Source organism: Mesorhizobium sp. M0184 (genome assembly GCF_040322215.1).
GTDB lineage: Bacteria > Pseudomonadota > Alphaproteobacteria > Rhizobiales > Rhizobiaceae > Mesorhizobium.
In genome coordinates this window covers 69,784-91,716 of the sequence record NZ_JAMYSZ010000020.1, presented here as the reverse complement: position 1 = coordinate 91,716, position 21,933 = coordinate 69,784, and the positions used below count along the sequence as shown (strand labels likewise).

21 protein-coding genes are annotated in these 21,933 nt (G+C 62.9%); 13 read left to right on the top strand and 8 right to left on the bottom strand.

Annotated elements, in window-relative coordinates:
* The first annotated feature begins 9 nt into the window (after window positions 1-9).
* The 13 genes from NKJ23_RS22680 (at window position 10) to NKJ23_RS22620 (ending at window position 13,243) form a co-directional block, all read left to right on the top strand.
* Complete coding sequence (locus NKJ23_RS22680) at window positions 10-1,380, top strand: glutamine synthetase family protein (RefSeq protein WP_352682534.1); 1,371 nt, start codon at window positions 10-12, stop codon at window positions 1,378-1,380.
* A gap of 63 nt (window positions 1,381-1,443) precedes the next feature.
* Entirely contained in the window at window positions 1,444-1,887 is a 444-nt protein-coding gene (locus tag NKJ23_RS22675) for a helix-turn-helix domain-containing protein (protein ID WP_352682532.1), read from the top strand.
* The gene (locus tag NKJ23_RS22670) at window positions 1,871-2,296 is read left to right on the top strand and encodes a type II toxin-antitoxin system VapC family toxin (RefSeq protein WP_352682530.1); all 426 of its coding nucleotides are present in this window, start codon (window positions 1,871-1,873) and stop codon (window positions 2,294-2,296) included. The genes NKJ23_RS22675 and NKJ23_RS22670 overlap by 17 nt, the downstream gene beginning before the upstream one ends.
* On the top strand, window positions 2,259-3,695 hold the full coding sequence (locus NKJ23_RS22665) for an aldehyde dehydrogenase family protein (protein WP_352682528.1): 1,437 nt from the start codon (window positions 2,259-2,261) through the stop codon (window positions 3,693-3,695). Before NKJ23_RS22670 ends, NKJ23_RS22665 begins: the two co-directional genes overlap by 38 nt.
* Before the next feature lie 42 nt (window positions 3,696-3,737).
* Window positions 3,738-4,229, top strand: coding sequence for a DUF2569 domain-containing protein (locus tag NKJ23_RS22660; protein ID WP_352682526.1), 492 nt, complete (start codon window positions 3,738-3,740; stop codon window positions 4,227-4,229).
* Window positions 4,230-4,267: 38 nt separating this feature from the next.
* Window positions 4,268-5,440 carry an iron-containing alcohol dehydrogenase gene (locus tag NKJ23_RS22655; RefSeq protein ID WP_352682524.1) on the top strand — a complete coding sequence of 391 codons (1,173 nt, stop codon included), beginning with the start codon at window positions 4,268-4,270 and terminating at the stop codon, window positions 5,438-5,440.
* 242 nt (window positions 5,441-5,682) lie between these two features.
* Window positions 5,683-6,789 (top strand): ABC transporter substrate-binding protein, encoded by a 1,107-nt coding sequence (locus NKJ23_RS22650; protein WP_352682522.1) that lies wholly within the window; start codon window positions 5,683-5,685, stop codon window positions 6,787-6,789.
* A 64-nt stretch (window positions 6,790-6,853) separates the two neighbouring features.
* On the top strand, window positions 6,854-7,768 hold the full coding sequence (locus NKJ23_RS22645; protein ID WP_023675356.1) for an ABC transporter permease: 915 nt from the start codon (window positions 6,854-6,856) through the stop codon (window positions 7,766-7,768).
* Window positions 7,765-8,556 carry an ABC transporter permease gene (locus tag NKJ23_RS22640; protein ID WP_352568166.1) on the top strand — a complete coding sequence of 264 codons (792 nt, stop codon included), beginning with the start codon at window positions 7,765-7,767 and terminating at the stop codon, window positions 8,554-8,556. The genes NKJ23_RS22645 and NKJ23_RS22640 overlap by 4 nt, the downstream gene beginning before the upstream one ends.
* A gap of 16 nt (window positions 8,557-8,572) precedes the next feature.
* Complete coding sequence (locus NKJ23_RS22635) at window positions 8,573-9,637, top strand: ABC transporter ATP-binding protein (RefSeq protein ID WP_352682520.1); 1,065 nt, start codon at window positions 8,573-8,575, stop codon at window positions 9,635-9,637.
* Window positions 9,638-9,835: 198 nt separating this feature from the next.
* The gene (locus NKJ23_RS22630) at window positions 9,836-11,386 is read left to right on the top strand and encodes a cation:proton antiporter (protein ID WP_352682518.1); all 1,551 of its coding nucleotides are present in this window, start codon (window positions 9,836-9,838) and stop codon (window positions 11,384-11,386) included.
* An 89-nt stretch (window positions 11,387-11,475) separates the two neighbouring features.
* The gene (locus tag NKJ23_RS22625; RefSeq protein WP_352682516.1) at window positions 11,476-12,390 is read left to right on the top strand and encodes an endonuclease/exonuclease/phosphatase family protein; all 915 of its coding nucleotides are present in this window, start codon (window positions 11,476-11,478) and stop codon (window positions 12,388-12,390) included.
* A 7-nt stretch (window positions 12,391-12,397) separates the two neighbouring features.
* Window positions 12,398-13,243 carry an EamA family transporter gene (locus tag NKJ23_RS22620; RefSeq protein ID WP_352568163.1) on the top strand — a complete coding sequence of 282 codons (846 nt, stop codon included), beginning with the start codon at window positions 12,398-12,400 and terminating at the stop codon, window positions 13,241-13,243.
* On the opposite strand, the gene NKJ23_RS22615 is transcribed toward NKJ23_RS22620, so the two are convergent.
* The 8 genes from NKJ23_RS22615 to NKJ23_RS22580 all read right to left on the bottom strand — a co-directional run bounded on the left by NKJ23_RS22615 (window position 13,244) and on the right by NKJ23_RS22580 (window position 21,904).
* Window positions 13,244-13,555, bottom strand: coding sequence for a Dabb family protein (locus NKJ23_RS22615; RefSeq protein WP_352448247.1), 312 nt, complete (start codon window positions 13,553-13,555; stop codon window positions 13,244-13,246). It abuts the gene before it with no gap.
* A 10-nt stretch (window positions 13,556-13,565) separates the two neighbouring features.
* The gene (locus NKJ23_RS22610) at window positions 13,566-15,194 is read right to left on the bottom strand and encodes a GMC family oxidoreductase (RefSeq protein ID WP_352682514.1); all 1,629 of its coding nucleotides are present in this window, start codon (window positions 15,192-15,194) and stop codon (window positions 13,566-13,568) included.
* 12 nt (window positions 15,195-15,206) lie between these two features.
* Window positions 15,207-15,968, bottom strand: a complete 762-nt coding sequence (locus NKJ23_RS22605) for a 3-ketoacyl-ACP reductase (RefSeq protein ID WP_352682512.1) — start codon at window positions 15,966-15,968, stop codon at window positions 15,207-15,209.
* Window positions 15,965-17,479, bottom strand: a complete 1,515-nt coding sequence (locus tag NKJ23_RS22600) for a GMC oxidoreductase (protein ID WP_352682510.1) — start codon at window positions 17,477-17,479, stop codon at window positions 15,965-15,967. Before NKJ23_RS22600 ends, NKJ23_RS22605 begins: the two co-directional genes overlap by 4 nt.
* 5 nt (window positions 17,480-17,484) lie before the next feature.
* Window positions 17,485-18,600 carry an ABC transporter ATP-binding protein gene (locus tag NKJ23_RS22595; RefSeq protein ID WP_023675366.1) on the bottom strand — a complete coding sequence of 372 codons (1,116 nt, stop codon included), beginning with the start codon at window positions 18,598-18,600 and terminating at the stop codon, window positions 17,485-17,487.
* Between the two features lie 4 nt (window positions 18,601-18,604).
* A complete protein-coding gene (locus tag NKJ23_RS22590) occupies window positions 18,605-19,549 on the bottom strand; it encodes a carbohydrate ABC transporter permease (protein ID WP_023675367.1) in 945 nt (314 codons plus the stop codon).
* The gene (locus NKJ23_RS22585) at window positions 19,546-20,505 is read right to left on the bottom strand and encodes a carbohydrate ABC transporter permease (RefSeq protein ID WP_023675368.1); all 960 of its coding nucleotides are present in this window, start codon (window positions 20,503-20,505) and stop codon (window positions 19,546-19,548) included. The genes NKJ23_RS22590 and NKJ23_RS22585 overlap by 4 nt, the downstream gene beginning before the upstream one ends.
* Window positions 20,506-20,650: 145 nt before the next feature.
* Window positions 20,651-21,904 (bottom strand): ABC transporter substrate-binding protein, encoded by a 1,254-nt coding sequence (locus tag NKJ23_RS22580; RefSeq protein WP_031194023.1) that lies wholly within the window; start codon window positions 21,902-21,904, stop codon window positions 20,651-20,653.
* Between the last annotated feature and the right edge of the window lie 29 nt (window positions 21,905-21,933).

Below are 21,933 nucleotides of genomic sequence, written 5' to 3'. Positions count from 1 at the left end.
GCCGTAAGAATGGCCGGAAATTTCTCGTTCGATCAGTTGAAGCAAGCGGTCTCCAGCCGTGAGGTCGACACGGTGCTGGCCTGCATCGTCGACATGCAGGGGCGGCTCGCGGGAAAGCGGTTCCTGGCCCGGTATTTCGTCGATTCCGCGCATGACGAGACGCATGGCTGCAACTATCTCTTGGCTGCAGACATCGATATGGAACCGGTGCCCGGCTACAAGGCGGCGAGCTGGTCGAAGGGTTATGGCGATTTCGTCATGAAGCCGGACCTTGCGACGCTGCGGCGCGTTCCGTGGCTGGAAAAGACGGCGCTGGTGATCTGCGACGTGCTCGACCACCATACCCATGACGACCTGGCGCATTCGCCGCGCGCCATGCTGAAGAAGCAGGTCAAGCGGCTGCAGGATCGCGGCTATATCGGCTATTTCGCTTCCGAGCTCGAATTCTATCTGTTCAGCGAAACCTACGATTCCGCCCGCAAGAAGCACTGGCAGGGCCTCGAGACGGCATCGCCCTACATCGGCGACTACCAGATCGGCATCACCACCAAGGAAGAAGGCGTCATGCGCCGGCTGCGCAACGAGATGGAGGCGGCCGACATCCCGATCGAGAATTCGAAGGGCGAGTGGGGGCCAGGCCAGGAAGAGATCAATGTCCGCTACGCCGAGGCGCTCGACATGGCCGACCGCCACGTCATCCTGAAGAACGGCGCCAAGGAAATCGCCGAGTCCGAAGGCAAGGCGATCTCGTTCATGGCCAAGTACAATTACGGGCTCGCCGGCAATTCCAGCCACATCCATAATTCGCTGTGGAGCGCCGACGGCAAGACGCCGTTGTTCTACGACAAAAATGCCGAGTGGACGCTGTCGACACTCGGCCAGCAATGGGCGGCCGGCCAGCTCAAATATGCCAAGGAATTCACCTGGTTCCTGGCGCCCTACATCAATTCCTACAAGCGCTTCCAGGCCGGCACGTTTGCGCCGACCAAGATCATGTGGAGCGAGGACAACCGCACCGCCGGCTTCCGTCTTTGCGGCGAGGGCACCAAGGGCATCCGCATGGAATGCCGCATCGGCGGCGCCGATTTGAACCCCTATCTGGCTTTCGCCGCGCTGATCGCGGCCGGGCTTGCCGGCATCGATGAAAAGCTTGAACTGCAGAAGCCCTTCGTCGGTGATGCCTACCAGGCCTCGCAGCTGCCTGAAATTCCAAAGACATTGCGCGACGCCACCGCGACGCTGGCGGAATCGAAAATGCTTAGGCAGGCGCTCGGCGACGATGTGCTGGAACATTACGTCCACACGGCACACTGGGAACAGTTGGAGTACGACCGCCGGATTACGGACTGGGAACTGCACAGGGGGTTCGAGCGGTATTGACGGCGTTGCGCTTTACGCAATATTGTTGCGGGTATCGCACCAGCAACACGCAGGAGGCAGCGTTTGCCCAAAGGTAGAGCCCATGTCGACAAGGCGTGGTTCATGAGTCGAATGAACGAGCGCAAGCTCACGGTACGCAGCATGGCCGGCCGCATGAACATACACTACAGCGCCTTGTCGCGGACACTGAACGGTGAGCGGCGTATGCAGGTCGACGAGATACGCAAGATCGCTGAAATTCTCGACCGGCAGGAGAGCGAGATATTGGTGCACCTCGGAAGTTCCAATCATGCGGCGAGGCCGTCGGAGCCTGATCGCCGGTCTGGTTTCAAGGAGGGGCAAGTGGATTTCGTGGACGACATGAACGGCAACAAGGAAGAGTACATCGTGCCGCCTCGGGGTGCCGATCCGCTGTTTGGATGCATGGCCGGGACGCTCACCCTGCTTCCGGACGTCGACTATACCGCGCCCGCCGATCCGGATTGGGGCAATGTCTATGACGAGTGAGGGGGTTCTGCTCGACACATGCTTCATGCTGTGGCTGTCAACGGAACAGCCGGTCACGAGGGCTGCGGTCGAGAAGGTGACCAGCGCACGCAAAAATGGCAGCGTGATCGCCGTTTCCGTGATGTCCGCCTGGGAAATCGGCATGCTTGTAGCCAAGGGCCGGTTGCCATTCATCAAGTCACCGCTCGCATGGTTCGAACGGTTCGTGCAGACCGGGGCAGCGAGCGTCGAGGGGATCGACAGTGAGCTTTTGGTCGAGTCTTCGTTCCTGCCCGGCGTCGTTCACAACGATCCAACGGATCGGATCATCATAGCCACGGCGCGCTCGAAAAACCTCGAGATCATCACCCGCGATCAGGCAATCCTTGCCTATGGCGCAGCCGGCTTCGTCAAAACAGTGCCTTGTTGATTTGGAGACCTCTTTGGAAACCGTGAAGATAAAATCCCCCGTCGACGGTTCGATCTATGCCGAACGGCCTCTTGCCACCGACCAGGCGATCGGTGCCGCGGTCGAACGTGCCAAGGCGGCGCAGGAGAAGTGGGCTGAGACGCCGGTCGTCGAGCGCGGCAAGTACATGCTTGCCATGCTGGAAGCGCTGGTCGCCATGATCGACGAGATCGTGCCGGAGATCGCCTGGCAGATGGGCCGGCCGGTGCGCTATGGCGGCGAGTTCGGCGGCGTCAGGGAACGCGTCAGCTACATGGTCGAGATCGCCGAGGCGGCCTTGAAGCCGGTCATGGCCTCCAACCCGAAGGACGGCTTTCGGCGCTATGTGAAGAAGATGCCGCTCGGCGTCGTCATGGTGATCGCGCCGTGGAACTATCCCTATCTCACCGCCGTCAACACCATCGTCCCGGCGCTGATGGCGGGCAGCGCCGTCATCCTCAAGCATGCGGCACAGACATTGTTGGTCGGCGAACGGTTTCAGCAGGCGTTTGATAAGGCCGGCCTGCCCAAGGGCCTGTTCCAGAACCTCGTCCTGAACCACGCGCAGACTGAAAGGCTGCTCGGCTCCGGCAAGATCGACCATGTCAACTTCACCGGCTCGGTCGCCGGCGGCCGCGCCATCGAAAAGGCGGCGGCGGGCACCTTCATGACGCTCGGCCTCGAACTCGGCGGCAAGGATCCGGCCTATGTGCTGCCGGACGCAAAGATGGACCATGCCGTTGCCAATCTGGTCGACGGCGCCTTCTACAATTCCGGCCAGTGCTGCTGCGGCATCGAGCGCGTCTATGTCCACGAGAAGGTCTACGATGAATTCGTCGAGGGCTTCATTGCCGAGACCAAGAACTACGTCGTCGGCAATCCGCTCGACCAGGCGACCACCATGGGGCCGATGGCGCAGGCGCGCTTCGCCGACCTGATCCGCGAGCAGAAGGCCGAGGCGTTGCGCAAGGGCGCCAGGGCACACATCAATATGAAGGTGGCCAACGACAGGCAAGGTTCCCCCTATCTGGCGCCGGAAGTGCTGACCCAGGTCGACCACCAGATGAGCGTCATGCGCGAGGAAAGCTTTGGCCCGATCGTCGGCATCATGAAGGTGCGCAACGACGAGGAAGCGATCGCGCTGATGAACGACAGCCCCTATGGGCTGACGGCCTCGATCTGGACGCGCGACACCGGCCATGCGGCGGCGATCGGCGACCGCGTCGAGACCGGCACCGTGTTCATGAACCGCTGCGACTATCTCGACCCGGCGCTGGTCTGGACTGGCGTCAAGGACACCGGCAAGGGCGCGGCACTGTCGGCCATCGGCTACGACAATCTGACCAGGCCGAAATCATACCATCTGCGCGAGGTGATCTAAGGTGGCGATCGACAGGCATGCGATCGCTGTTGAGGGGGAGTAATGGCGGATACACAACAATCGGCGCTGCCAGATCGTGAGGGTCCCGAGAGTATCGGCGGATGGCTTGTCCTGCCGATGCTCGGGTTGATGCTCACGCCGATACTGGGGTTGGTACAACTGCACAATTCCGACTATCTCGGCATGTTACAGAACTGGCAGGCCTACAGTTTGTCCCAAGGTGTGCTGATTCTTGCCGAATTGGTGATATCCGGCATACTAAACCTTACGGCCCCGGCCCTGTTATTGTTCTTCATGTTCAAGCGCTGGCAGATATTCCCCGGCTGGTACATGATTTGGGCATTGGCGATGCCGGTATATGCCGGTCTCGATCCATGGGCTGTGCATCTGGCTTTTCCCACCGTCGTTCCAGAGTTGCCCGATGCGTACGACGCAGACACCGTGGGCGGAATTTCGCGCTCGATATGGGCCGCAGTCATCTGGGTTCCGTACATGATGCGGTCGGAACGTGTGGCCAACACCTTTGTGAACTAATGACATCCGAGAGCACGAAAGCAGTCAAGAAGGTCGAAATGACAAAACTCGTTTCCAAATGGAATTACCCGACGACCGTCCGCTTCGGCGCCGGACGCATCAAGGAGCTGCCGGAGGTGCTGGCGGCGACCGGCATCAAGCGGCCGCTGTTCGTCACCGATCCGGGACTGGCCAGGCTGCCGGTGGTGGCCTCGACGCTGAAGATCCTCGACGACGCCAAGGTGCCGTATGGCGTATTTTCCGAGGTCAAGCCGAACCCGGTGGATTCCAACCTGACCGCCGGCATTGCCGTGTTCAAGAAGGGCAAGCATGACGGCGTCATTGCCTTTGGCGGCGGCTCGGCGCTCGACCTCGGCAAGCTGATCGCCTTCCAGGCCGGGCAGACACGGCCGGTCTGGGATTTCGAGGATGTCGGCGACTGGTGGACACGCGCCGATGCCGATGCGATCGCGCCGATCATCGCCGTGCCGACCACGGCCGGCACCGGCTCGGAAGTCGGCCGCGCCGGCGTCATCACCAATGAAGCGACCCATACCAAGAAGGTCATCTTCCATCCAAAGCTTTTGCCGGCGATCGTCATTGCCGATCCGGAGCTGTCGGTCGGCATGCCGGGCTTCATCACCGCCGGCACCGGCATGGATGCGCTTGCCCATTGCCTCGAAGCCTATTGCGCGCCGGGCTATCACCCGATGGCCGACGGCATCGCCGTGGAAGGCATAAGGCTGGTCTTCGAAAACCTGCCGAAAGCCTACGCCAACGGCAAGGATCTGGTCGCCCGCGCCAACATGATGAGCGCCGCTGCCATGGGAGCGGCCGCCTTCCAGAAAGGGCTTGGCGCGATTCATTCGCTGTCGCATCCGATCGGCGCGCTCTACGACACCCACCATGGCATGACCAACGCCGTGTTCATGCCCTACGTGCTGGCCTTCAACCGAGAGGCGATCGAGCCGCGCATAGCCCGGCTCGCCGCCTATTGCGGCATCAAGGGCGGCTTCGACGGTTTTGCGAAGGCGATCATCAAGCTGCGCAAGGAGCTCAAGGTGCCGCACGCGCTGCCCGGCCTGATCAAGGGCCTCGACATGGACAAGGAGCGCAAGGGCCTGATTGCCGACATGGCGGTGGTCGACCCGACCGCCGGCGGCAACCCGGTCAAGCTGACCAAAAAGGCGGCGCTGACGCTGCTCGAAAACGCCATCGCCGGCACCGTCTGAGACAATTTTCGCATCGGAAATCGACTTGGGAAAAGAGGCAAAGGAAAGGGGGAAAGATGAAAGGCAAGATCGAAACTAGTTAGCCGGAAAAAGAATCGCGAAGCGATTGCTACAGCCGGTTAAAAAGAGTTTACTTTTTCGTACTGCGGGGCATCGCTTTCACAAAGCTTTCATCTGGCTGTCACACGAAAACGATACCGCATCGCAGGCGTCCAACGGCGTCAGTTCAACGGAGAGAACACATGTTCAAATTCACGGGAAAACTGCTTTCCCTTTCGGCCGTCGCCCTGATGGCGACCTCTGCCATCTCGTCGGCCCAGTCCATGGATGAACTGGTCGCCGCAGCCAAGGCTGAAGGCCAGCTCACCACCATCGCGCTGCCGCATGACTGGTGCGGCTACGGCGCGGTCATCGACGGCTTCAAGGCAAAATATCCGGGGATCACCGTCAACGAGCTCAACCCCGATGCCGGCTCCGGCGACGAGGTCGAGGCGATCAAGGCCAACAAAGACAACAAGGGCCCGCAGGCGCCCGACGTCATCGACGTCGGCCTGAGCTTCGGCCCGACCGCAAAGAAGGATGGCCTGATCCAGGCTTATAAAGTATCAACCTGGGACTCGATCCCGGGCAGCGCCAAAGATGCCGATGGCTTCTGGACCGGCGACTATTACGGCGTGCTTTCGTTCCTGGTGAACAAGGACCTGGTCAAGGAAGCGCCGGCCGACTGGGCCGACCTGCTGAAGCCGGAATTCGCCAATACCGTGGCGCTCGCCGGTGACCCGCGCGCTTCGAACCAGGCCATCCAGGCCGTCTATGCCGCCGGCCTTTCCGGCGGTGCGGCTGCCGGCGAAGCCGCCGGCACGGCTGGTCTCGACTTCTTCAAGAAGCTCAACGCCGCCGGCAATTTCGTGCCGGTCATCGGCAAGCCCGCGACGCTTGCCCAAGGCCAGACGCCAATCCTGGTGACCTGGGATTATAACGCGCTTGCCGGCCGTGATACGCTGAAGGGCAATCCGCCGGTCGACGTCGTCGTGCCGAAGACCGGTGTCGTCGCCGGCGTCTATGTTCAGGCGATTAGTGCCTACGCGCCGCACCCGAATGCGGCCAAGCTATGGCTGGAATATCTCTATTCCGACGAAGGCCAGATCGGCTGGCTGAAGGGCTATTGTCACCCGATCCGCTTCAACGACCTCGCCAAGAATGGCAAGCTCCCGGCTGACGTGATGGCCAAGCTGCCGCCGGCCGAGTCCTATGCAGCCGCGGTGTTCCCGACGCTCGACGAGCAGGGCAAGGCCAAGGAAGCCATCACCAAGAACTGGGATGCCGTCGTCGGCGCCAACGTCAAGTAAGACTTGAGATCAGCCGGGCGGCTTAGATCGCCGCCCGGCATACCTCCAGGACGGTAGCCGGCGCATGACCGATATCTCGTTGTCCGATCACGCTGTTGCCGGGAAGACCGCGCCTCCTGCCGACGCCCGCAGCATGAGGCTGCCGACGCAGTGGCTTGGCGTTGCGCCTTTCTTCATCTTCGCCATCATGTTCCTGATCCTGCCCACGCTCTATCTGATGCTGGGCGCATTCCGGAACGATGCCGGCGAATTCACTTTCGAAAACATAGCGGCCTTGGCGCAGCCGTCGATCGTTGCCGCCTACTGGATCTCAATCAAGGTCAGCCTCGCCTCGTCGCTGATCGGTGCTTTCGCGGGGCTTGCCATTGCCATCGCCATCGTCCGCGGCGGGCTGCCGGAGTGGATACGCTCGGCGACACTGACCTTTTCCGGCGTGGCCTCCAATTTTGCCGGCGTGCCGCTGGCCTTCGCCTTTCTCGCGACGCTCGGCCGGCTCGGGCTCGCCACGGTGCTGCTCAACGTCTTGGTCGGCTTCAACATTTATGCCCATGGTTTCAACATCCTGTCGTTCTGGGGCCTGACGCTGACCTATGTCTATTTCCAGATCCCGCTGATGGTGGTGATCATCGTGCCGGCGATCGATGGGCTGAAGAAGGAATGGGGCGAAGCGGCGGCAACGCTTGGCGCGACCCAGGCGCAGTTCTGGCGCATGGTCGTCATTCCGGTGATCTGGCCAAGTTTCCTCGGCACCGTCATCCTCTTGTTCGCCAACGCGTTCGGTGCCATCGCCACCGCTTACGCTCTGACCGGCTCCTCGCTTAACATCGTCCCTATCCTGCTCTACGCGCAGATCCGCGGTGACGTGCTGCACAATGCCCATCTCGGCTACGCCATCGCTTTCGGCATGATCGTCATCACCGGGCTGGCCAATGTCTTCTACATCTGGTTCCGGACGCGCTCTGAGAGGTGGCTCAAATGAAGTCCGGCAGATTCTGGGCCTGGATCGTCTTCGCGCTGGGCGCGGCCTATTTCTTCATTCCGCTGATCGCGACCGTGGAATTCTCCATGCGCATGCGGCGCGGCGCGTATTCCTTCGATGCCTATCAGGTCGTGCTCGGCGATCCCCGCTTCCAGGCGACCTTCATCTATTCGGTGGTCGCCGCCATCTTCACCATCGTCCTTGGCGTGCTGGTGGTGGTGCCGGCGGCGTACTGGATTCGTCTGCGGCTGCCGCAGCTAAGGCCGGTCGTCGAGTTCATCACGCTGTTGCCGCTGGTCATCCCGGCCATCGTTATCGTCTTCGGCTACATCAGAATGTACGGGTCGAATTCACCGCTGCCGTTCCTGGCCAGCGACACAGGAGCCAATGCCTTGCTGGTCATCGGTTATGCGACACTGGCGCTGCCCTATATGTATCGCGCCGTCGACACCGGGCTTCGCACCATTGACGTGCGGACACTGACCGAAGCGGCGCAGATCCTCGGCGCCGGCTGGGGCACGATCATCACCCGGGTCATCCTGCCCAACGTGCTGATCGCGGTGCTGTCGGGCGCCTTCCTGACCTTCGCCATCGTCATCGGTGAATTTACCATGGCCAGCCTGCTCAACCGGCCTGCCTTCGGACCTTATCTGCAGAACGTCGGCGCCAATCGCGCCTACGAGCCGGCGGCGCTTGCCATCATCGCCTTCGCCATCACCTGGGGCTGCATGTCGCTGATCCAGATCCTGTCGCGCTTCGCGCCGCGATCGGCGAACCGTCCGAACTGACCCGAAGGAAAAAGCCATGACCGAGCCATTCCTCTCAATCCAGCATGTGCGAAAATCCTTCGGCCCCATCACCGTGGTGCAGGATTTCAACCTCGACGTCGAGCCGGGCGAATTCGTCTCCTTCCTTGGCCCGTCGGGCTGCGGCAAGACGACGGTGCTGCGCATGGTCGCCGGTTTCGAAGAGCCATCCGCCGGCAAGATCGTCGTGGCCGGCAAGGACATCACCCGGCTCAAGCCCAACCAGCGCAATGTCGGCATGGTGTTCCAGGCCTATGCGCTGTTTCCGAACCTCACCGTGGCGCAGAATATCGGCTTCGGGCTGAAGGTCGCCGGTATGCCGAAGGTCGATGCCGACAGGCGCGTTGCCGAGATGCTCGACATTATCAAGCTGCCACAGATGGGCGACCGCTATCCCTATCAGCTCTCCGGCGGTCAGCAGCAGCGCATCGCGCTGGCGCGGGCGATTGCGCCCAAGCCGAAACTGCTGCTGCTCGACGAGCCGCTGTCGGCGCTCGACGCCAAGGTGCGCGTGTCACTGCGCGAGGAAATCCGCTCGATCCAGAAGAAGCTCGGCATCACCACCATCTTCGTCACCCACGACCAGGAAGAGGCGCTGTCGATCTCTGACCGCATCGCCGTCATGTATGGCGGCAAGGCCGAGCAGGTCGGCACGCCGTTCGAGATCTACAACCGGCCGGCAACCAAATTCGTCGCCAATTTCGTCGGCACGCTGAACGTGCTCGAAGGCACGGTCACCGACGCCGCTTCGGGCAAGGTGCGCGTCAACTCGCAAGAGGTCTCGCTCAAGGGCAAGCTCAACGGCTCGAAATCCGGCGACACGCTGTCGCTGGCGTTGCGGCCCGAGGCGATCTCGCTCGGCCGACACCCCGGCCGCGATTCCAGCCTTTCGGGCGAAATCGCCGAGGTGCATTTCCTCGGCTCGGTCATCCGGGTTCGCGTCGGCATCGGCGGCAGCACGGTCTCGCTCGACACGTTCAACAGTCCGGCCACACCGCCGCCGGCCGTCGGCGAAAAGGCCGAGATTTCGTTCTCGTCGGGCGACATGCTGGTGCTGCATTAGGAGAAGAGTGAATGGTGAATAGTGAATAGTGAATAGTGAATAGTAAGAATGCGCTTTACGCGCCGAAATTCCTCTGCAAGCAACCATTCACCATTCACCATTCACCATTCACCATTCACCATTCACCATTCACCAGCAGCCTAAGCCGTGGCCGTTTTTTGCAGTGCCAATCGCCCGGCTTCACCGCTACGATGGGGCATGGCGCTTTTCGAACTAACCCTTGTTCTTCTCCTGGCTGCCGTTGCTTTGACGGCGCTGTCGCGGCGTCTGCAGATTCCCTATCCGTCATTGCTGGCGCTGGCCGGCGCCGGCATCGCCTTCCTGCCATTTGCCCCGACCATCGAGATCGACCCGGAGCTGGCGCTCGCTCTGTTCATCGCGCCGGTTCTGCTCGACGCGGCCTATGACACGTCGCTGCGCGATCTCAACCGCTACAAGGTTTCGCTCATCCTGCTGGCGCTTGGCGCCGTCATCTTCACCACCGTGACGGTCGCGCTGGTCGGCTGGACGATGGCAGGCCTGCCCATTGCCGCGGCCATAGCGCTCGGCGCGATCGTAGCGCCGCCCGATGCGGTGGCAGCGGCGGCCGTGCTCGGACAGTTCAAGGTGCCGCACCGCATCACCGCCATCCTGGAAGGCGAGAGCCTGCTCAACGACGCCACGGCGCTGTTGATCTACAGGATGTCGGTTTCCGCAGCCGCCGGCTCCATCCTGTTGAGCAGTGCCGTTCCAATGATCCTGCTGTCGACGGTCGGCAGCCTTGCCGCAGGCTATGTGCTCGGCCGGTTGTCTCTCGCCATACTCGGCCGCATCGACGACCCGGCGAGCGGCACCGTGGTGCAATTCGCCTCAACCTTCGGCGTCTGGATCCTGGCCGACAGGATAGGGCTTTCCGCCATCATCACGATCGTCGTCTATGCCATGACGATCGCACGTACATCGCCGCGCCGCATGCCGGCAAGGAATCGTGTCAGCTCCTACTCGGTCTGGGAGACGGCGGTGTTCGTGCTCAACGTGCTGGCCTTCGTTCTGATGGGCCTGCAAGCGCGGTCCATCGTCGGCCGACTTGCCGAGCAAGGACAAAGCGAGGCGTTCGTCTTTGCCCTGGCTGTGCTGGCCGTCGTCATCGTATCGCGGCTCGTCTGGGTTCTGGGCTGCGGCGCGATCCTCAGAGCGCTGGCACGTCTGGGCGACGAGGACAGGCGGAAGGACGCACCGACATTCCGCGGCGGCGTGCTCATCGGCTGGTGCGGCATGCGCGGCCTGGTGACGCTTGCGGCAGCCTTCGCCTTGCCGGCCGACTTTCCGGGCCGTGATCCGATCGTGCTCGCCGCTTTCACGGTCGTGCTCGGCACATTGGTGCTGCAAGGCGTCAGCCTGAAACCGTTGCTGCTTCTGCTCAATCTCGACCTCGACCGGACGGTCGACCGGGAGGTGGCGCAGGCGCGCGTCGCCATCATGCAGGCGGCGCTGGACGTGCTCAGCGGCAAGACATCGAGCGCGGCCGGGGCGGTGCGAGAGCAATATGCCGCCCAGCGCGCCATCGCCGAAAACCCGGAGGATGCCCAGGCGGCGACCGAGTATGACAGATTGCGTCTTTACGCCATCAAGAGCCAGCGCGATGCGCTGGAGCGTTTGCGCATCGACGGAACGATCGGCGACGAAGCCTACCACCGCCTTGAGGAAGAAATCGACTGGTCGGAACTGGCAGCATCCCCGCCCGGTCGGTTCCAGCCGCTGACCACTTAGCATCTGGCCCAAGCTCCCTCCGCCCGGCTGCACATTGCAAGGCTGTCAGCGAACGGCTACTGCCAGCAGGAAACTGAGCCGGATAAGCAATGAAGCTGGTCAGCTATAACATCCAGTACGGCTTCGGCAGCGATGGCCGCTACGACCTGGCGCGTTGTGCCAAGGTCGTGGCCGGCGCCGACATCGTCGCCTTGCAGGAGGTGGAACGGCGCTGGTTGCGCAGCAACGAGGACGACCAGCCGGAACTTCTTTCGCAATTGCTGCCCGACTATCATTGGGTCTACGGGCCGGCCTTCGACATGGATGCCAGCCATCGGCGTGAAGGCCGCATCGTCAACCGGCGGCGGCAATTCGGCACCATGGTTCTGTCGAAGCTTCCGATCGTCTGGTCGCGGCTGCATACGCTGCCGCTCAGGCGCACGCTGCGGCCGCTCAACACCCGCAATGCCGCACTCGAATGCATGATCCGCACCCCTGCCGGTCCGGTGCGGGTGCTGTCGTTGCATCTGGCGCATATCGCGGCCGAGGAGCGGCTGGAGCAGATCGACTATTTGCTCGCCGAGCATCGCCGCGCGCCGTCCGAGGGCGGCCCATGGAGCGGCGCCGACGACGAGCCGGCGCGCAACTGGAGCAATGGCGAACAGGAGCCAGAAAACCCCATAGCGGCGATCTGGTTGGGCGACTTCAACATGGAGCCGGATAGCGCCGAGTACCGGCGCATTGTCGGCAGCGCGCCCTATCATCGCGGTGCCGCCTATCTCGACGGTTTTGTCGATGCCGCCGCCGTCGCAATGGAACCGACAGCGGATTTCCACACCTATGTGAAGACTATCGATGGCAGGCTGGCAAAGCGCCGGCTCGACCATTGCTTCGTCGGCGGCATGTTTGCCGGGCGCGTGCGCTCGGTCAGCGCCGATATCGGCCAAATCGCTTCCGACCATTTTCCGCTCTGGGTCGATATCGACCTGGAGACGCCGATCGTCATCGGGACGGGCGGCGGATGAACCGCCGATGAGCCTGTTTGTCTTTTTCGCGGTGCTCGCCGCCGCTTCCATGCATGCGATCTGGAACGCGCTGGTCAAGGTCCATCTCGACCGTTTCCTGTCGATCACACTGATGACGCTCGGCATGGGTGCCGCTGCGCTGGTGACGTTGCCTTTCGTCGAGGTGCCGAAGCCGGAAGTGTGGCCATACATCCTCGCCTCGGTTGTCTTCCACATGGGCTACAGGACATTCCTAATCGGCGCCTACAAGGCCGGCGATTTCGCCCAGACCTATCCGCTGGCGCGCGGCACCGCGCCATTGCTGGCCGCTTTGGGGGGCGTTGTGGTGGTTGCCGAGATGCCGGCGCCGCTCGCCGTTCTCGGCATCCTCTTGTTGTCGGCGGGCACGCTGGTGCTGTCGTTTCGCGGCGGCGCGCATCTGGAGAAATTGAACCTGCGCGCCGTCGGCTTCGCGCTGGGCACATCGATCTTCATCGCCAGCTACACGCTGTCGGACGGCAGCGGCGCGCGGCTGGCCGCCACCGCGTCGAGTTATGCCGCCTGGCTGTTCGTCTGCGATGCGCTGTGGGCGCTGGTGCTATGCGTCGTCTTTCGCGGCCCACAGGCGCTGCCGGTGCTGGCGCGCGACTGGAAGGCCGGAATCTATACCGGCGTGCTCAGCGGCGGCGCCTACTGGATCGTGATGTGGGCGATGACCAAGGCGCCGATCGCCTCGGTGGCGTCGCTGCGCGAAACATCGATCCTGTTCGCCATGATGATCTCGGTGTTCGCGCTGGGCGAGAAGATGACGGCATGGCGAGGTGCCGCGGTGCTTAGCATCGTTGCCGGCGTCGTTGCGCTGAGAATGGGATAGTCACGCGATCTCCAGATCAAACACCATCAGCCCGTCGGTGCCGCCTTCGAGCGCCGCGACCAGTTTTGCGCCGGCTCGCTGATGCGCTTCATGCTCCAGATAGGCATCGCGTGCCGCAGCGTCGCGAAAGTCGATGGTGAAGCCGTGCGTGAAGCCGCGGGCGAAGGGTTCCGGGCTGGTATTGGCGCTGAATTCGACCTTGCCCATGCCGTCGATCACCGCCCGCAACGCTTCGAGATCGGCATGGATTGCCGCGCGCTCGGCGTCGGCGACATCGTTGCGAAATCTGACGAAGACACAGTGCCTGATCATTCTTTGTCCCTCATGCCGCTCGGTTGGTGGAAAACACCGCCGGCGGCAGCGGCTCGCGACCAAGGATCAGATCGGCGCCCTTTTCACCAACCATGATCGTCGGGGCGTTGGTGTTGGAGGAGGGGATGCGCGGCATCACCGAGGCGTCGCAGACGCGCAGGCCCTCGATACCGCGCAGCTTGAGATCGGGCGTCACCACGCTCATTGCATCGTAGCCCATGCGGCAGGTGCCGACCGGGTGGTGGTCGGTCTTGGAACTGCGGCAGGCGTAGTCGAACAGCTCGTCGCCGCTCTGCAGGTCGGGTCCCGGCAATACCTCGCGCAGCACATAGGGCTGCAGCGCCTTCTGCCGCATGATCTCGCGCGCCAGCCTCAGCCCCTTGATCGACATATCGCGGTCATAGGGATCGGACCAATAGTTCGGATCGATCAGCGGGCGGTCGGCCGGATCGGCGCTGTTCAGCCGCACCGTGCCGCGCGAGTGCGGACGCAGGAAGGCCGAGTTCAGTGTCACGCCCGGATTGTTCAGCTTCTCGACGCCGGCCTCGATGCCGGAGCCGAGGCCGAGATGCAACTGGATATCGGGGGAGGCGGCGGTCGGATCGGCGTACCAGAAGCCGCCGGTCTCGAATAGGCTGGAGGCTACCGGGCCTTTCTTCAGGAGCAGATACTGCAGGCCGGCCCAAGCCGTCCAGTGCAGCTTGGCGTAGTTGTCGTAAGTGTGATCGCCGGTGCATTCGGCGATGACGAACAGGTCGAGATGATCCTGCAGGTTGGAGCCGACGCCGGGCAGATCGTGCACCGGTGTCACGCCGACCGCCTTCAGATGGTCGGCCGGGCCGATGCCCGACTGCAGCAAAAGCTTCGGCGAGCCGATGGCGCCGGACGAGACGATCACCTCGCGCTCGGCGCGCAGGATCGTTGGCTGGCCGCCCGGCCTGTCGACGATCTCGACGCCGACGGCGCGGCCCTTGTCGACGACGATGCGTGTCACCAGAACGCCGGTCCTGACGGTGAGATTCTTTCGCTCGCGGATCGGCCGGAGATAGGCGACAGAGGCGGAGGAGCGCTTCGCGTCCTTCTGCGTCAGCTGATAGTAACCGACGCCCTCCTGGGCTACCCCGTTGAAGTCGGGATTGAAGGGGATGCCCATCTCCTGTCCGGCACGGAAATAGGCCTCGCAGATCGGCAGCGGCGCGATCGGGTTCGACACGCCGAGCGGGCCTTGGTCGCCGTGGAAATCGTTGGCATAACGCTGGTTGTTCTCCGCGCGCTTGAAATAGGGCAGCACGTCGCGATAGCCCCAGCCGGCAAGGCCTTCTTCCTTCTCCCAGGTGTCGTAGTCGCGGGCGTTGCCGCGCGTGTATATCTGGGCGTTGATCGAAGAGCCGCCACCGATCACCTTGGCCTGAGTGTATCGGAAGACGCGGTCGTTCATGTGCTTTTGCGGCACTGTCGACCAGCCCCAGGCGGCGATGCCCTTAGTCATCTTGGCAAAACCGGCCGGCATGTGGATCAGCGGATGCCAGTCCTTGCCGCCGGCTTCGAGCAGCAGCACCTGATGCGACGGATCTTCGCTCAGCCGGTTGGCGAGTACGCACCCGGCTGGGCCGGCGCCGACGATTATGTAGTCCGTCATGGCGTCACCTGTTCATAGCCTCGGCACTGACAGCGCGCCGTCGACATTGATGACCGAGCCGGTCGAAAAGCCGAACTTGCCACCGGCGAGTGCTGCCACGGCGGCACCGATATCTTCGCTCTCGCCCCAGCGCATCGCCGGCACCAGCCCGCCCTCGATCAGCCCGTCATATTTGGCGGTGACACCCGCGGTCATGTCGGTGCGGATGATGCCCGGGCGCACCTCGAACACGGCGATGTTTTCGGTGGCAAGCCGCAGCGCCAGGTTCTTCACCCACATCGAAAGCCCGGCCTTGGAAATGCAGTAATCGGCCCGTTCCGGCGAGGCCATCGCGGCGCTGACCGAGGTGATGGTGATGATCGATCTCGCACCATCGCTTGGCAAGCCGAGCATCGCTTTGGCGACGGCCTGGCTGAGGAATACGGTGCCGCGCAGATTGATGCCGAGCACCCGGTCGAAATTTTCGGGCTTGAGCTCGAGCAGATCGCCGCGCAGGACCGCACCGATGCCGGCATTGTTGACCAGGCAGTCGATGCGGCCGAAGGCGCTTGTCGCGGCATCGATCAGCGCTGCGTGGCCGTCGAGGTCGGCGATGTCGCAACTGACATAGGCGAACTTTGCGCCGCGCCCGGTGATGTCGGCGGCGAGCCCGTCTGCGGCTTCGTCGGCAAGGTCGGCGACGAGGATGTCGAAGCCTGCGTCGGCCAGCGCCTCGGCGCAGGCAAGGCCGATGCCGCGCGCGCCGCCGGTGACGATCGCTGCCGGGCGGCTCATGTTGCAAGCTCCGTCTTGCGGATATGATCGGCGACGCGCAGCGCCTGTGCGGCGATCGACAGCGCCGGATTGACGGCGGCCGAATTCGGCAGGAAGCCGGCATCGACGACGAACAAATTGCTGTGGTCGAAGGAGCGGCAGAACGGATCCAGCGGCGAGGTCGCTGGATCGTTGCCCATCTTCACCGTGCCGCATTGGTGCGAGGGCGTGCGCTTGTCAAACGGACGCGACAGGACGATCGGATAGCCGCAGGCGCGGAAATTCTCGCGCATCACCTTGGTCAGCCCGTCGAGCGACTGCATGTTGGAGCGCCGCCACTGCATGACGATGTCCTTGCCGTCGATCATGATGCGGCTCTCGGGATCGGGCAGGTCCTCGCACATCAGATACCAGTCGACGGCGTGGCCGGCCATGAAATCCAGCGCGAATTTGGGCGCGCGCCTGACATTGGCCTTGAGGATGTTGCCGTCGATCTTGCCGAGGAGCTGGACATTGCCGAGCGGCTTGCCACCCTTGCCGTCGGACAGATAATAATCGTTCAGCATCAGCGTCTTCTGGTAGACGGATTTGTTCCGGCGGCGTGGATCGATCGCCAGCATGGCGCTCGAATTGTGGTTCATGAAGTTGCGGCCGACCTGGTCGGAGCGGTTGGCCAGGCCTTTGCCGCCGCCTCTGCCCTGAGGGGTGGGCGAGCGCAGCAGGATGGCGGCGGAATTGACTGCGCCGGCCGATAGGATGACCAGCTTCGGCGCGACTTTCTTCAGCGTACCGTTCTGTCGATAATGGACCGCGATGATCGTCCTCGCATCCGGCGATGCCTCGAGATATTCGACATGAGCGCCGGTCTCGAGCTTGATGTTCTGGTCGGCAAGGGCGGCGGTCAGCGGCCCCGTTTGGGCGTCGACCTTGCCGACGCCGGTGTTGGGAAACGCGTCCCACGGCGTGCTGCCGTCTTTCAGCCAGGCTTCGATGTCGACGCCGAGCGGCAGCGATGCCGGGTGCAGGCCCAGGCTCCTAAGCTCGGCGCGCGCACGCGCGATCGGCGGCTCGTCGGGTACCGGCCCGAAAGGGTAGGGCATCGAGTGGAACGGCTCGGTCGGGTCTTCACCGAGTTCACCGCGCACGCGGAAAAGTTGCTCGGCCCTGGAATACCAGGGCTCGAATTCCTCGTAGGAAAACGGCCAGGCCGGCGAGACGCCGCCATAGTGCTCCATCTCCGAAAAGTCTTCCCTGCGGTAGCGGATCAGCACCGCGCCGTAGAATTTCGAATTGCCGCCGACATAGTAGTAATTGCCCGGGTTGAACGGCGCTCCGCCGGCCTCGAGCCACATCTCCTTCGGCCTATAGTGGCCATCGACGAAGATTGCGCGGGTGTCGCGTGTGTGCGGCGTTGCTGGCAGTGGTTCGCCGCGCTCCAGCATCAGGATCGAGGCGCCACCGCCGGCAAGGCCGGAGGCGATCGTGGCGCCGCCGATGCCGGAGCCGATGATGACGATGTCGGGATTTGTCATGGCGGTCAGACGATGCGTTTCTCGGTCGCCGGATCGAAGAACACCGCCTTGGTCAGGTTGAAGGCGAGCGGCGTGACCGTGCCGGGCTGGATTTTGGCATCGGCGCGCAGCCGCGCCACCACCGCCTTGCCGCCGAGATTGGTGACCGCGAACGTATCCGAGCCGGCCGGCTCGATGACCTCGATGTGACAGTCGGCGCGGGCGATGTTCGAGGCGTTGCGTTCGGCACCCTCGGGATCGGTCAGTGCTTCCGGGCGAACGCCGAAGATGATCGGTTTTCCCTGGAATGCCGACAGGCCGGCCGGCGCATTGCCCAGCGGCAGCGAGATCGGCTGGCGCGCCTCGCGCTCCATGACGACGGAGAAGCCGCTGCCGTTGCTGCCGATCGTCGCCGGGATCAGGTTCATCGCCGGCGAGCCCATGAAGTCGGCAACAAACAGGTTGACCGGATTGTTATAGATTTCGGCTGGCGTGCCGAACTGCTGCACCTCGCCGTCGCGCATCACCGCGATCTTGGTGGCCAGCGTCATCGCCTCGATCTGGTCGTGGGTGACGTAGACGATGGTGGTGCCGGTGGTGGCGTGCAGGCGCTTTATCTCGATGCGCATGTCGACACGCAGCTTGGCATCGAGATTGGACAAAGGCTCGTCGAACAGGAACAGCTTTGGATCGCGCACCAGCGCCCGGCCCATGGCGACGCGCTGGCGCTGGCCGCCGGAGAGCTGGCTTGGCTTGCGCTTCAGCAAATGGCCGATCTGCAGGACCTTCGCCACCTTGTCGATCGCCTTCTGGCGCTCGCCGGCCGGCACGCCGCGCATCTCCATGCCGAAGGCGATATTGCCGGCAACCGTCATGTTCGGATAGAGCGCATAGCTCTGGAAGACCATGGCGATGTCGCGCTTGGAGGGGTGGAGATCGTTGATCGTGCGTCCGTCGACGCGGATTTCCCCTTCGGTGATGGTTTCCAGGCCGGCAATAGTGTTGAGCAGCGTGGACTTGCCGCAACCGGAAGGCCCGACCAGCACGAGGAAGCCGCCCTTTTCCAGGTCGAGGTCGATGCCTTTCAGGATCTCGACCGCTCCGAAACGCTTCTTCAGCCCGTCAATTTCCAGAAAAGCCATGCGATTATCCTTTGACGGCGCCGGCCATCAGGCCGCGCACGAAATAGCGGCCGGCGAGCACGTAGACGAGGAGCGTCGGCAGCGCGGCGATCATCGCCGCCGCCATGTTGACGTTGTATTCGACGACGCCGGTCGAGGTGTTGACGACATTGTTCAGCGCCACCGTCATCGGCATCACGTCGCCTGAGCCGGCATAGGCGGAAGCGAAGAGGAAGTCGTTCCAGATGTTGGTGAACTGGTAGATCACCGTCACCACGATGATCGGCAGCGAGTTGGGCAGCATGATGCGCCGGAAGATCTGGAAGAAGCTGGCGCCGTCGATCTGCGCCGCCTTCACCAGCTCGTTCGGAAACGCTTCGTAATAATTGCGGAAGAACAGGGTGGTGAAGCCGATGCCGTAGACGACATGAACGAACACCAGGTTCACGGTCGGATTGCCGAAGCCGAAGGTGAGGCCGGTCGCGTTCTGCAGCTTGACGCCGAACCGGCCGAGGCTGCCGAGGATCGTTGCCATCGGCAAGAGGACGGACTGGAACGGAATGAAGCAGGCAAACAGCATCAGCCCGAACACCAGCGTCGCCCCGCGAAAGCGCCACTTCGTCAGCACATAGCCGTTGAGCGCGCCGAGCAGGGTCGAGATGATGACGGCCGGAACCACCATCTTGATCGAGTTCCAGAAATAACCCTTCATGCCGACGCAGGTGAGACCCGAGCAAACCTCGCTCCACGCCCTTATCCAAGGTGCGAAGGTCGGCTCCTGCGGCAGCGCCAGCATGTTGCCGTTCTGGATTTCGTCCATGGTCTTGAACGAGGTCACCAGCATGACGAACAGCGGCATCAAATAGAACAGCGCGAACAGCGCCAGCAGCCCGTAGATGACAATACGGTTGACCGTCCTGGCGCTGATACCGCCAGTGCTCTGGCGAGCAGGAGTGGCCACGGCGCTCATCGCGGCTTCTCCCGAAGCTCGGAATAGAGATAGGGAACGATGATCGCGGTGATGGTCATCAGCATGATCACGGCGCTGGCCGAGCCGACGGCCATCTCGTTGCGCTTGAAGGTGTACTCATACATGAAGTTGGACGGCAGCCAGGCCGAACCGCCCGGCCCGCCGCTGGTCAGCGCGACCACCAGATCGTAGGATTTGATGGCGAGATGCGCGAGGACGATCAAGGCGGACAGGAAGATCGGCCGCAGCAGCGGGATGACGATGCGACGGTAGAGCTGGAAGGTGGTGGCGCCGTCGATCTGCGCTGCCTTCAGGATCTCGCCGTCGATGCCGCGCAGGCCGGCCAGGAACATCGCCATGATGAAGCCCGACGCCTGCCAGACGCCGGCGATGACCACCGTGTAGATGACGAAATCCTTGTTCTTGATCCAGTCGAAATGGAAGCTCGTCCAGCCCCATTGGTGCAGCGTCTGCTCGAGGCCGAGGCCGGGGTCCAGGAACCATTTCCAGGCAACGCCGGTGACGATGAACGACAGTGCCATCGGGTAGAGGTAGATCGGCCGCAGCACACCTTCGCCGCGGATCTTCTGGTCGAGCAGGATCGCCAGGAACAGGCCGAGCGCCAGGCAGATGGAAATATAGAGGAAGCCGAAAATCCCCATATTGGTGATCGACGTGTACCAGGAGGACGGCGGATCGCTTTCGAAAGTCCAGCGCCATAGCCGCTGATAGGCGCGTGGCCCGGTGATCGCATAGGACGGAAAGGTCTTGGAATTGGTGAAGGACAGATAGATCGTCCACAGGATGAAGCCGTAGACGAAGACGATAGTGGCGGCGAAGCTCGGCGCCAGCACGAGCTTCGGCAGCGCGTCCTGAAGGCGCGAGCGCACCGTGGCGCCCGGACGGGCATCGTGCTCCGGCGTCAGCGTGATACTGGTTTCAGCAACTGTGCTCATCTGTCCATTCCGTATGGCGGGTCCGGAATTCTGCTGTCTCGGGCCTCTGCGGCACGAAAGCGTGCCGGTCGGCGCAACCGCAAGACCTCGCCGCAGGGGATCTCCCCGGCTTGCGCCGGGGAGATCATTCACATGGGCGGGTGCCTTACTTGGCGTCTTCGATCGCGCTGACCAGTTGGGTCACGGCCTCGTCCGAGGTCTTGATCTGGCCGTGCACGAATTTCGAGACGACATCCTTGTAGGCGTTGGCAACCGCGGGAGGCGCGCCATAGCCCTGCGCCAGCGAACCGAACAGCGTGCCGCCTTCATTGGCGGCCTTCAGGTCGGCCATGCCCTTCTTGCCGCAAGCGTCGAAATCGGTGTCCGGCACGTCGGTGCGGGCCGGAACAGAGCCCTTGACGACGTTGAAGGCCGACTGGAAGCTCTTCGACAGCGTGGCGGTGGCCAGGGCGATCTGGGCGGCCTTGCGGTCCTCCGGAACGTTGAACATGCCGAACATGTCGGAGTTGTAGACGACGCTGCCGTCGGTGCCCGGGAAGCGGTAGCACAGGAAGTCGGTGCCCGGGACCTTCTTGGCGGCGTTGAATTCGCCCTTGGCCCAGTCACCCATCACCTGCACCAGCGCATCGCCCTTGATGACCATGGCGGTGGCGAGGTTCCAGTCCCGGCCCGAGAAGTTCGGGTCGACATAGGTGACGAGCTTGGCGAGATTGTCGAACGACTTCTTCATCGTGTCGGACTTCAGCGACTCCTCGTCGAGGTCGTTGAAGGCCTTCTTGTAGAACTCAGGCCCGCCGGTCGACAGCACGACTGAGTCGAACATTGTCGCTTCCTGCCAGTTCTGGCCACCCAGCGCGAGCGGGATGACGCCCGCCGCCTTGGCTTTGTCCAGCAACGCAATGAAGTCGTCGAAGGTCTTGGGCTCGGTGCCGCCGATCTTGTCCATCACCGCCTTGTTGATCCATAGCCAGTTGACCGAGTGGACGTTGACCGGAGCCGCGACCCACTTGCCGTCATAGACGGAGAATTTCTGCAGGGCCGCGGGAACGGACTTGTCCCAGCCTTCCTTTATCGCCGTCTCGGTCAGGTCGCCCATAACGCCGGCTGCGGCGTAATCGAGCACGGTATAGCCAAGCATCTGCGAGGCGGTCGGGTAGTTGCCCGCTGCCACCATCGCCTTCAGCGCGGTCATGGCGGCGTCGCCGCCGCCGCCGGCCACCGGCACGTCCTTCCAGGCAAAGCCTTCCTTGGCCAGATCCTGCTTGAGCACGTTCAGAGCGGCAGCTTCGCCGCCCGACGTCCACCAATGCAGCATCTGGACTTCCTTAACGTCCTCGGCATGGGCCGCGAACGCAACGCCCGATGCGAGAGCCGTCCCGATAAGCAGTTTGCGCAACATGTACTTCCTCCCTTGTTGAACTTGCACGA

Excerpts from the sequence above, each read along its gene's own strand:
- NKJ23_RS22670 (WP_352682530.1), top strand. The coding sequence starts at position 1,871 with ATGTCTATGACGAGTGAGGGGGTTCTGCTCGACACATGCTTCATGCTG.
- NKJ23_RS22655 (WP_352682524.1), top strand. The coding sequence starts at position 4,268 with ATGACAAAACTCGTTTCCAAATGGAATTACCCGACGACCGTCCGCTTC.
- NKJ23_RS22645 (WP_023675356.1), top strand. The coding sequence starts at position 6,854 with ATGACCGATATCTCGTTGTCCGATCACGCTGTTGCCGGGAAGACCGCG.
- NKJ23_RS22660 (WP_352682526.1), top strand. The coding sequence starts at position 3,738 with ATGGCGGATACACAACAATCGGCGCTGCCAGATCGTGAGGGTCCCGAG.
- NKJ23_RS22630 (WP_352682518.1), top strand. The coding sequence starts at position 9,836 with ATGGCGCTTTTCGAACTAACCCTTGTTCTTCTCCTGGCTGCCGTTGCT.
- NKJ23_RS22585 (WP_023675368.1), bottom strand. The coding sequence starts at position 20,505 with ATGAGCACAGTTGCTGAAACCAGTATCACGCTGACGCCGGAGCACGAT.
- NKJ23_RS22615 (WP_352448247.1), bottom strand. The coding sequence starts at position 13,555 with ATGATCAGGCACTGTGTCTTCGTCAGATTTCGCAACGATGTCGCCGAC.
- NKJ23_RS22640 (WP_352568166.1), top strand. The coding sequence starts at position 7,765 with ATGAAGTCCGGCAGATTCTGGGCCTGGATCGTCTTCGCGCTGGGCGCG.
- NKJ23_RS22650 (WP_352682522.1), top strand. The coding sequence starts at position 5,683 with ATGTTCAAATTCACGGGAAAACTGCTTTCCCTTTCGGCCGTCGCCCTG.
- NKJ23_RS22625 (WP_352682516.1), top strand. The coding sequence starts at position 11,476 with ATGAAGCTGGTCAGCTATAACATCCAGTACGGCTTCGGCAGCGATGGC.
- NKJ23_RS22600 (WP_352682510.1), bottom strand. The coding sequence starts at position 17,479 with ATGACAAATCCCGACATCGTCATCATCGGCTCCGGCATCGGCGGCGCC.
- NKJ23_RS22605 (WP_352682512.1), bottom strand. The coding sequence starts at position 15,968 with ATGAGCCGCCCGGCAGCGATCGTCACCGGCGGCGCGCGCGGCATCGGC.
- NKJ23_RS22590 (WP_023675367.1), bottom strand. The coding sequence starts at position 19,549 with ATGAGCGCCGTGGCCACTCCTGCTCGCCAGAGCACTGGCGGTATCAGC.
- NKJ23_RS22610 (WP_352682514.1), bottom strand. The coding sequence starts at position 15,194 with ATGACGGACTACATAATCGTCGGCGCCGGCCCAGCCGGGTGCGTACTC.
- NKJ23_RS22620 (WP_352568163.1), top strand. The coding sequence starts at position 12,398 with ATGAGCCTGTTTGTCTTTTTCGCGGTGCTCGCCGCCGCTTCCATGCAT.
- NKJ23_RS22635 (WP_352682520.1), top strand. The coding sequence starts at position 8,573 with ATGACCGAGCCATTCCTCTCAATCCAGCATGTGCGAAAATCCTTCGGC.
- NKJ23_RS22665 (WP_352682528.1), top strand. The coding sequence starts at position 2,259 with ATGGCGCAGCCGGCTTCGTCAAAACAGTGCCTTGTTGATTTGGAGACC.
- NKJ23_RS22580 (WP_031194023.1), bottom strand. The coding sequence starts at position 21,904 with ATGTTGCGCAAACTGCTTATCGGGACGGCTCTCGCATCGGGCGTTGCG.
- NKJ23_RS22595 (WP_023675366.1), bottom strand. The coding sequence starts at position 18,600 with ATGGCTTTTCTGGAAATTGACGGGCTGAAGAAGCGTTTCGGAGCGGTC.
- NKJ23_RS22680 (WP_352682534.1), top strand. The coding sequence starts at position 10 with ATGGCCGGAAATTTCTCGTTCGATCAGTTGAAGCAAGCGGTCTCCAGC.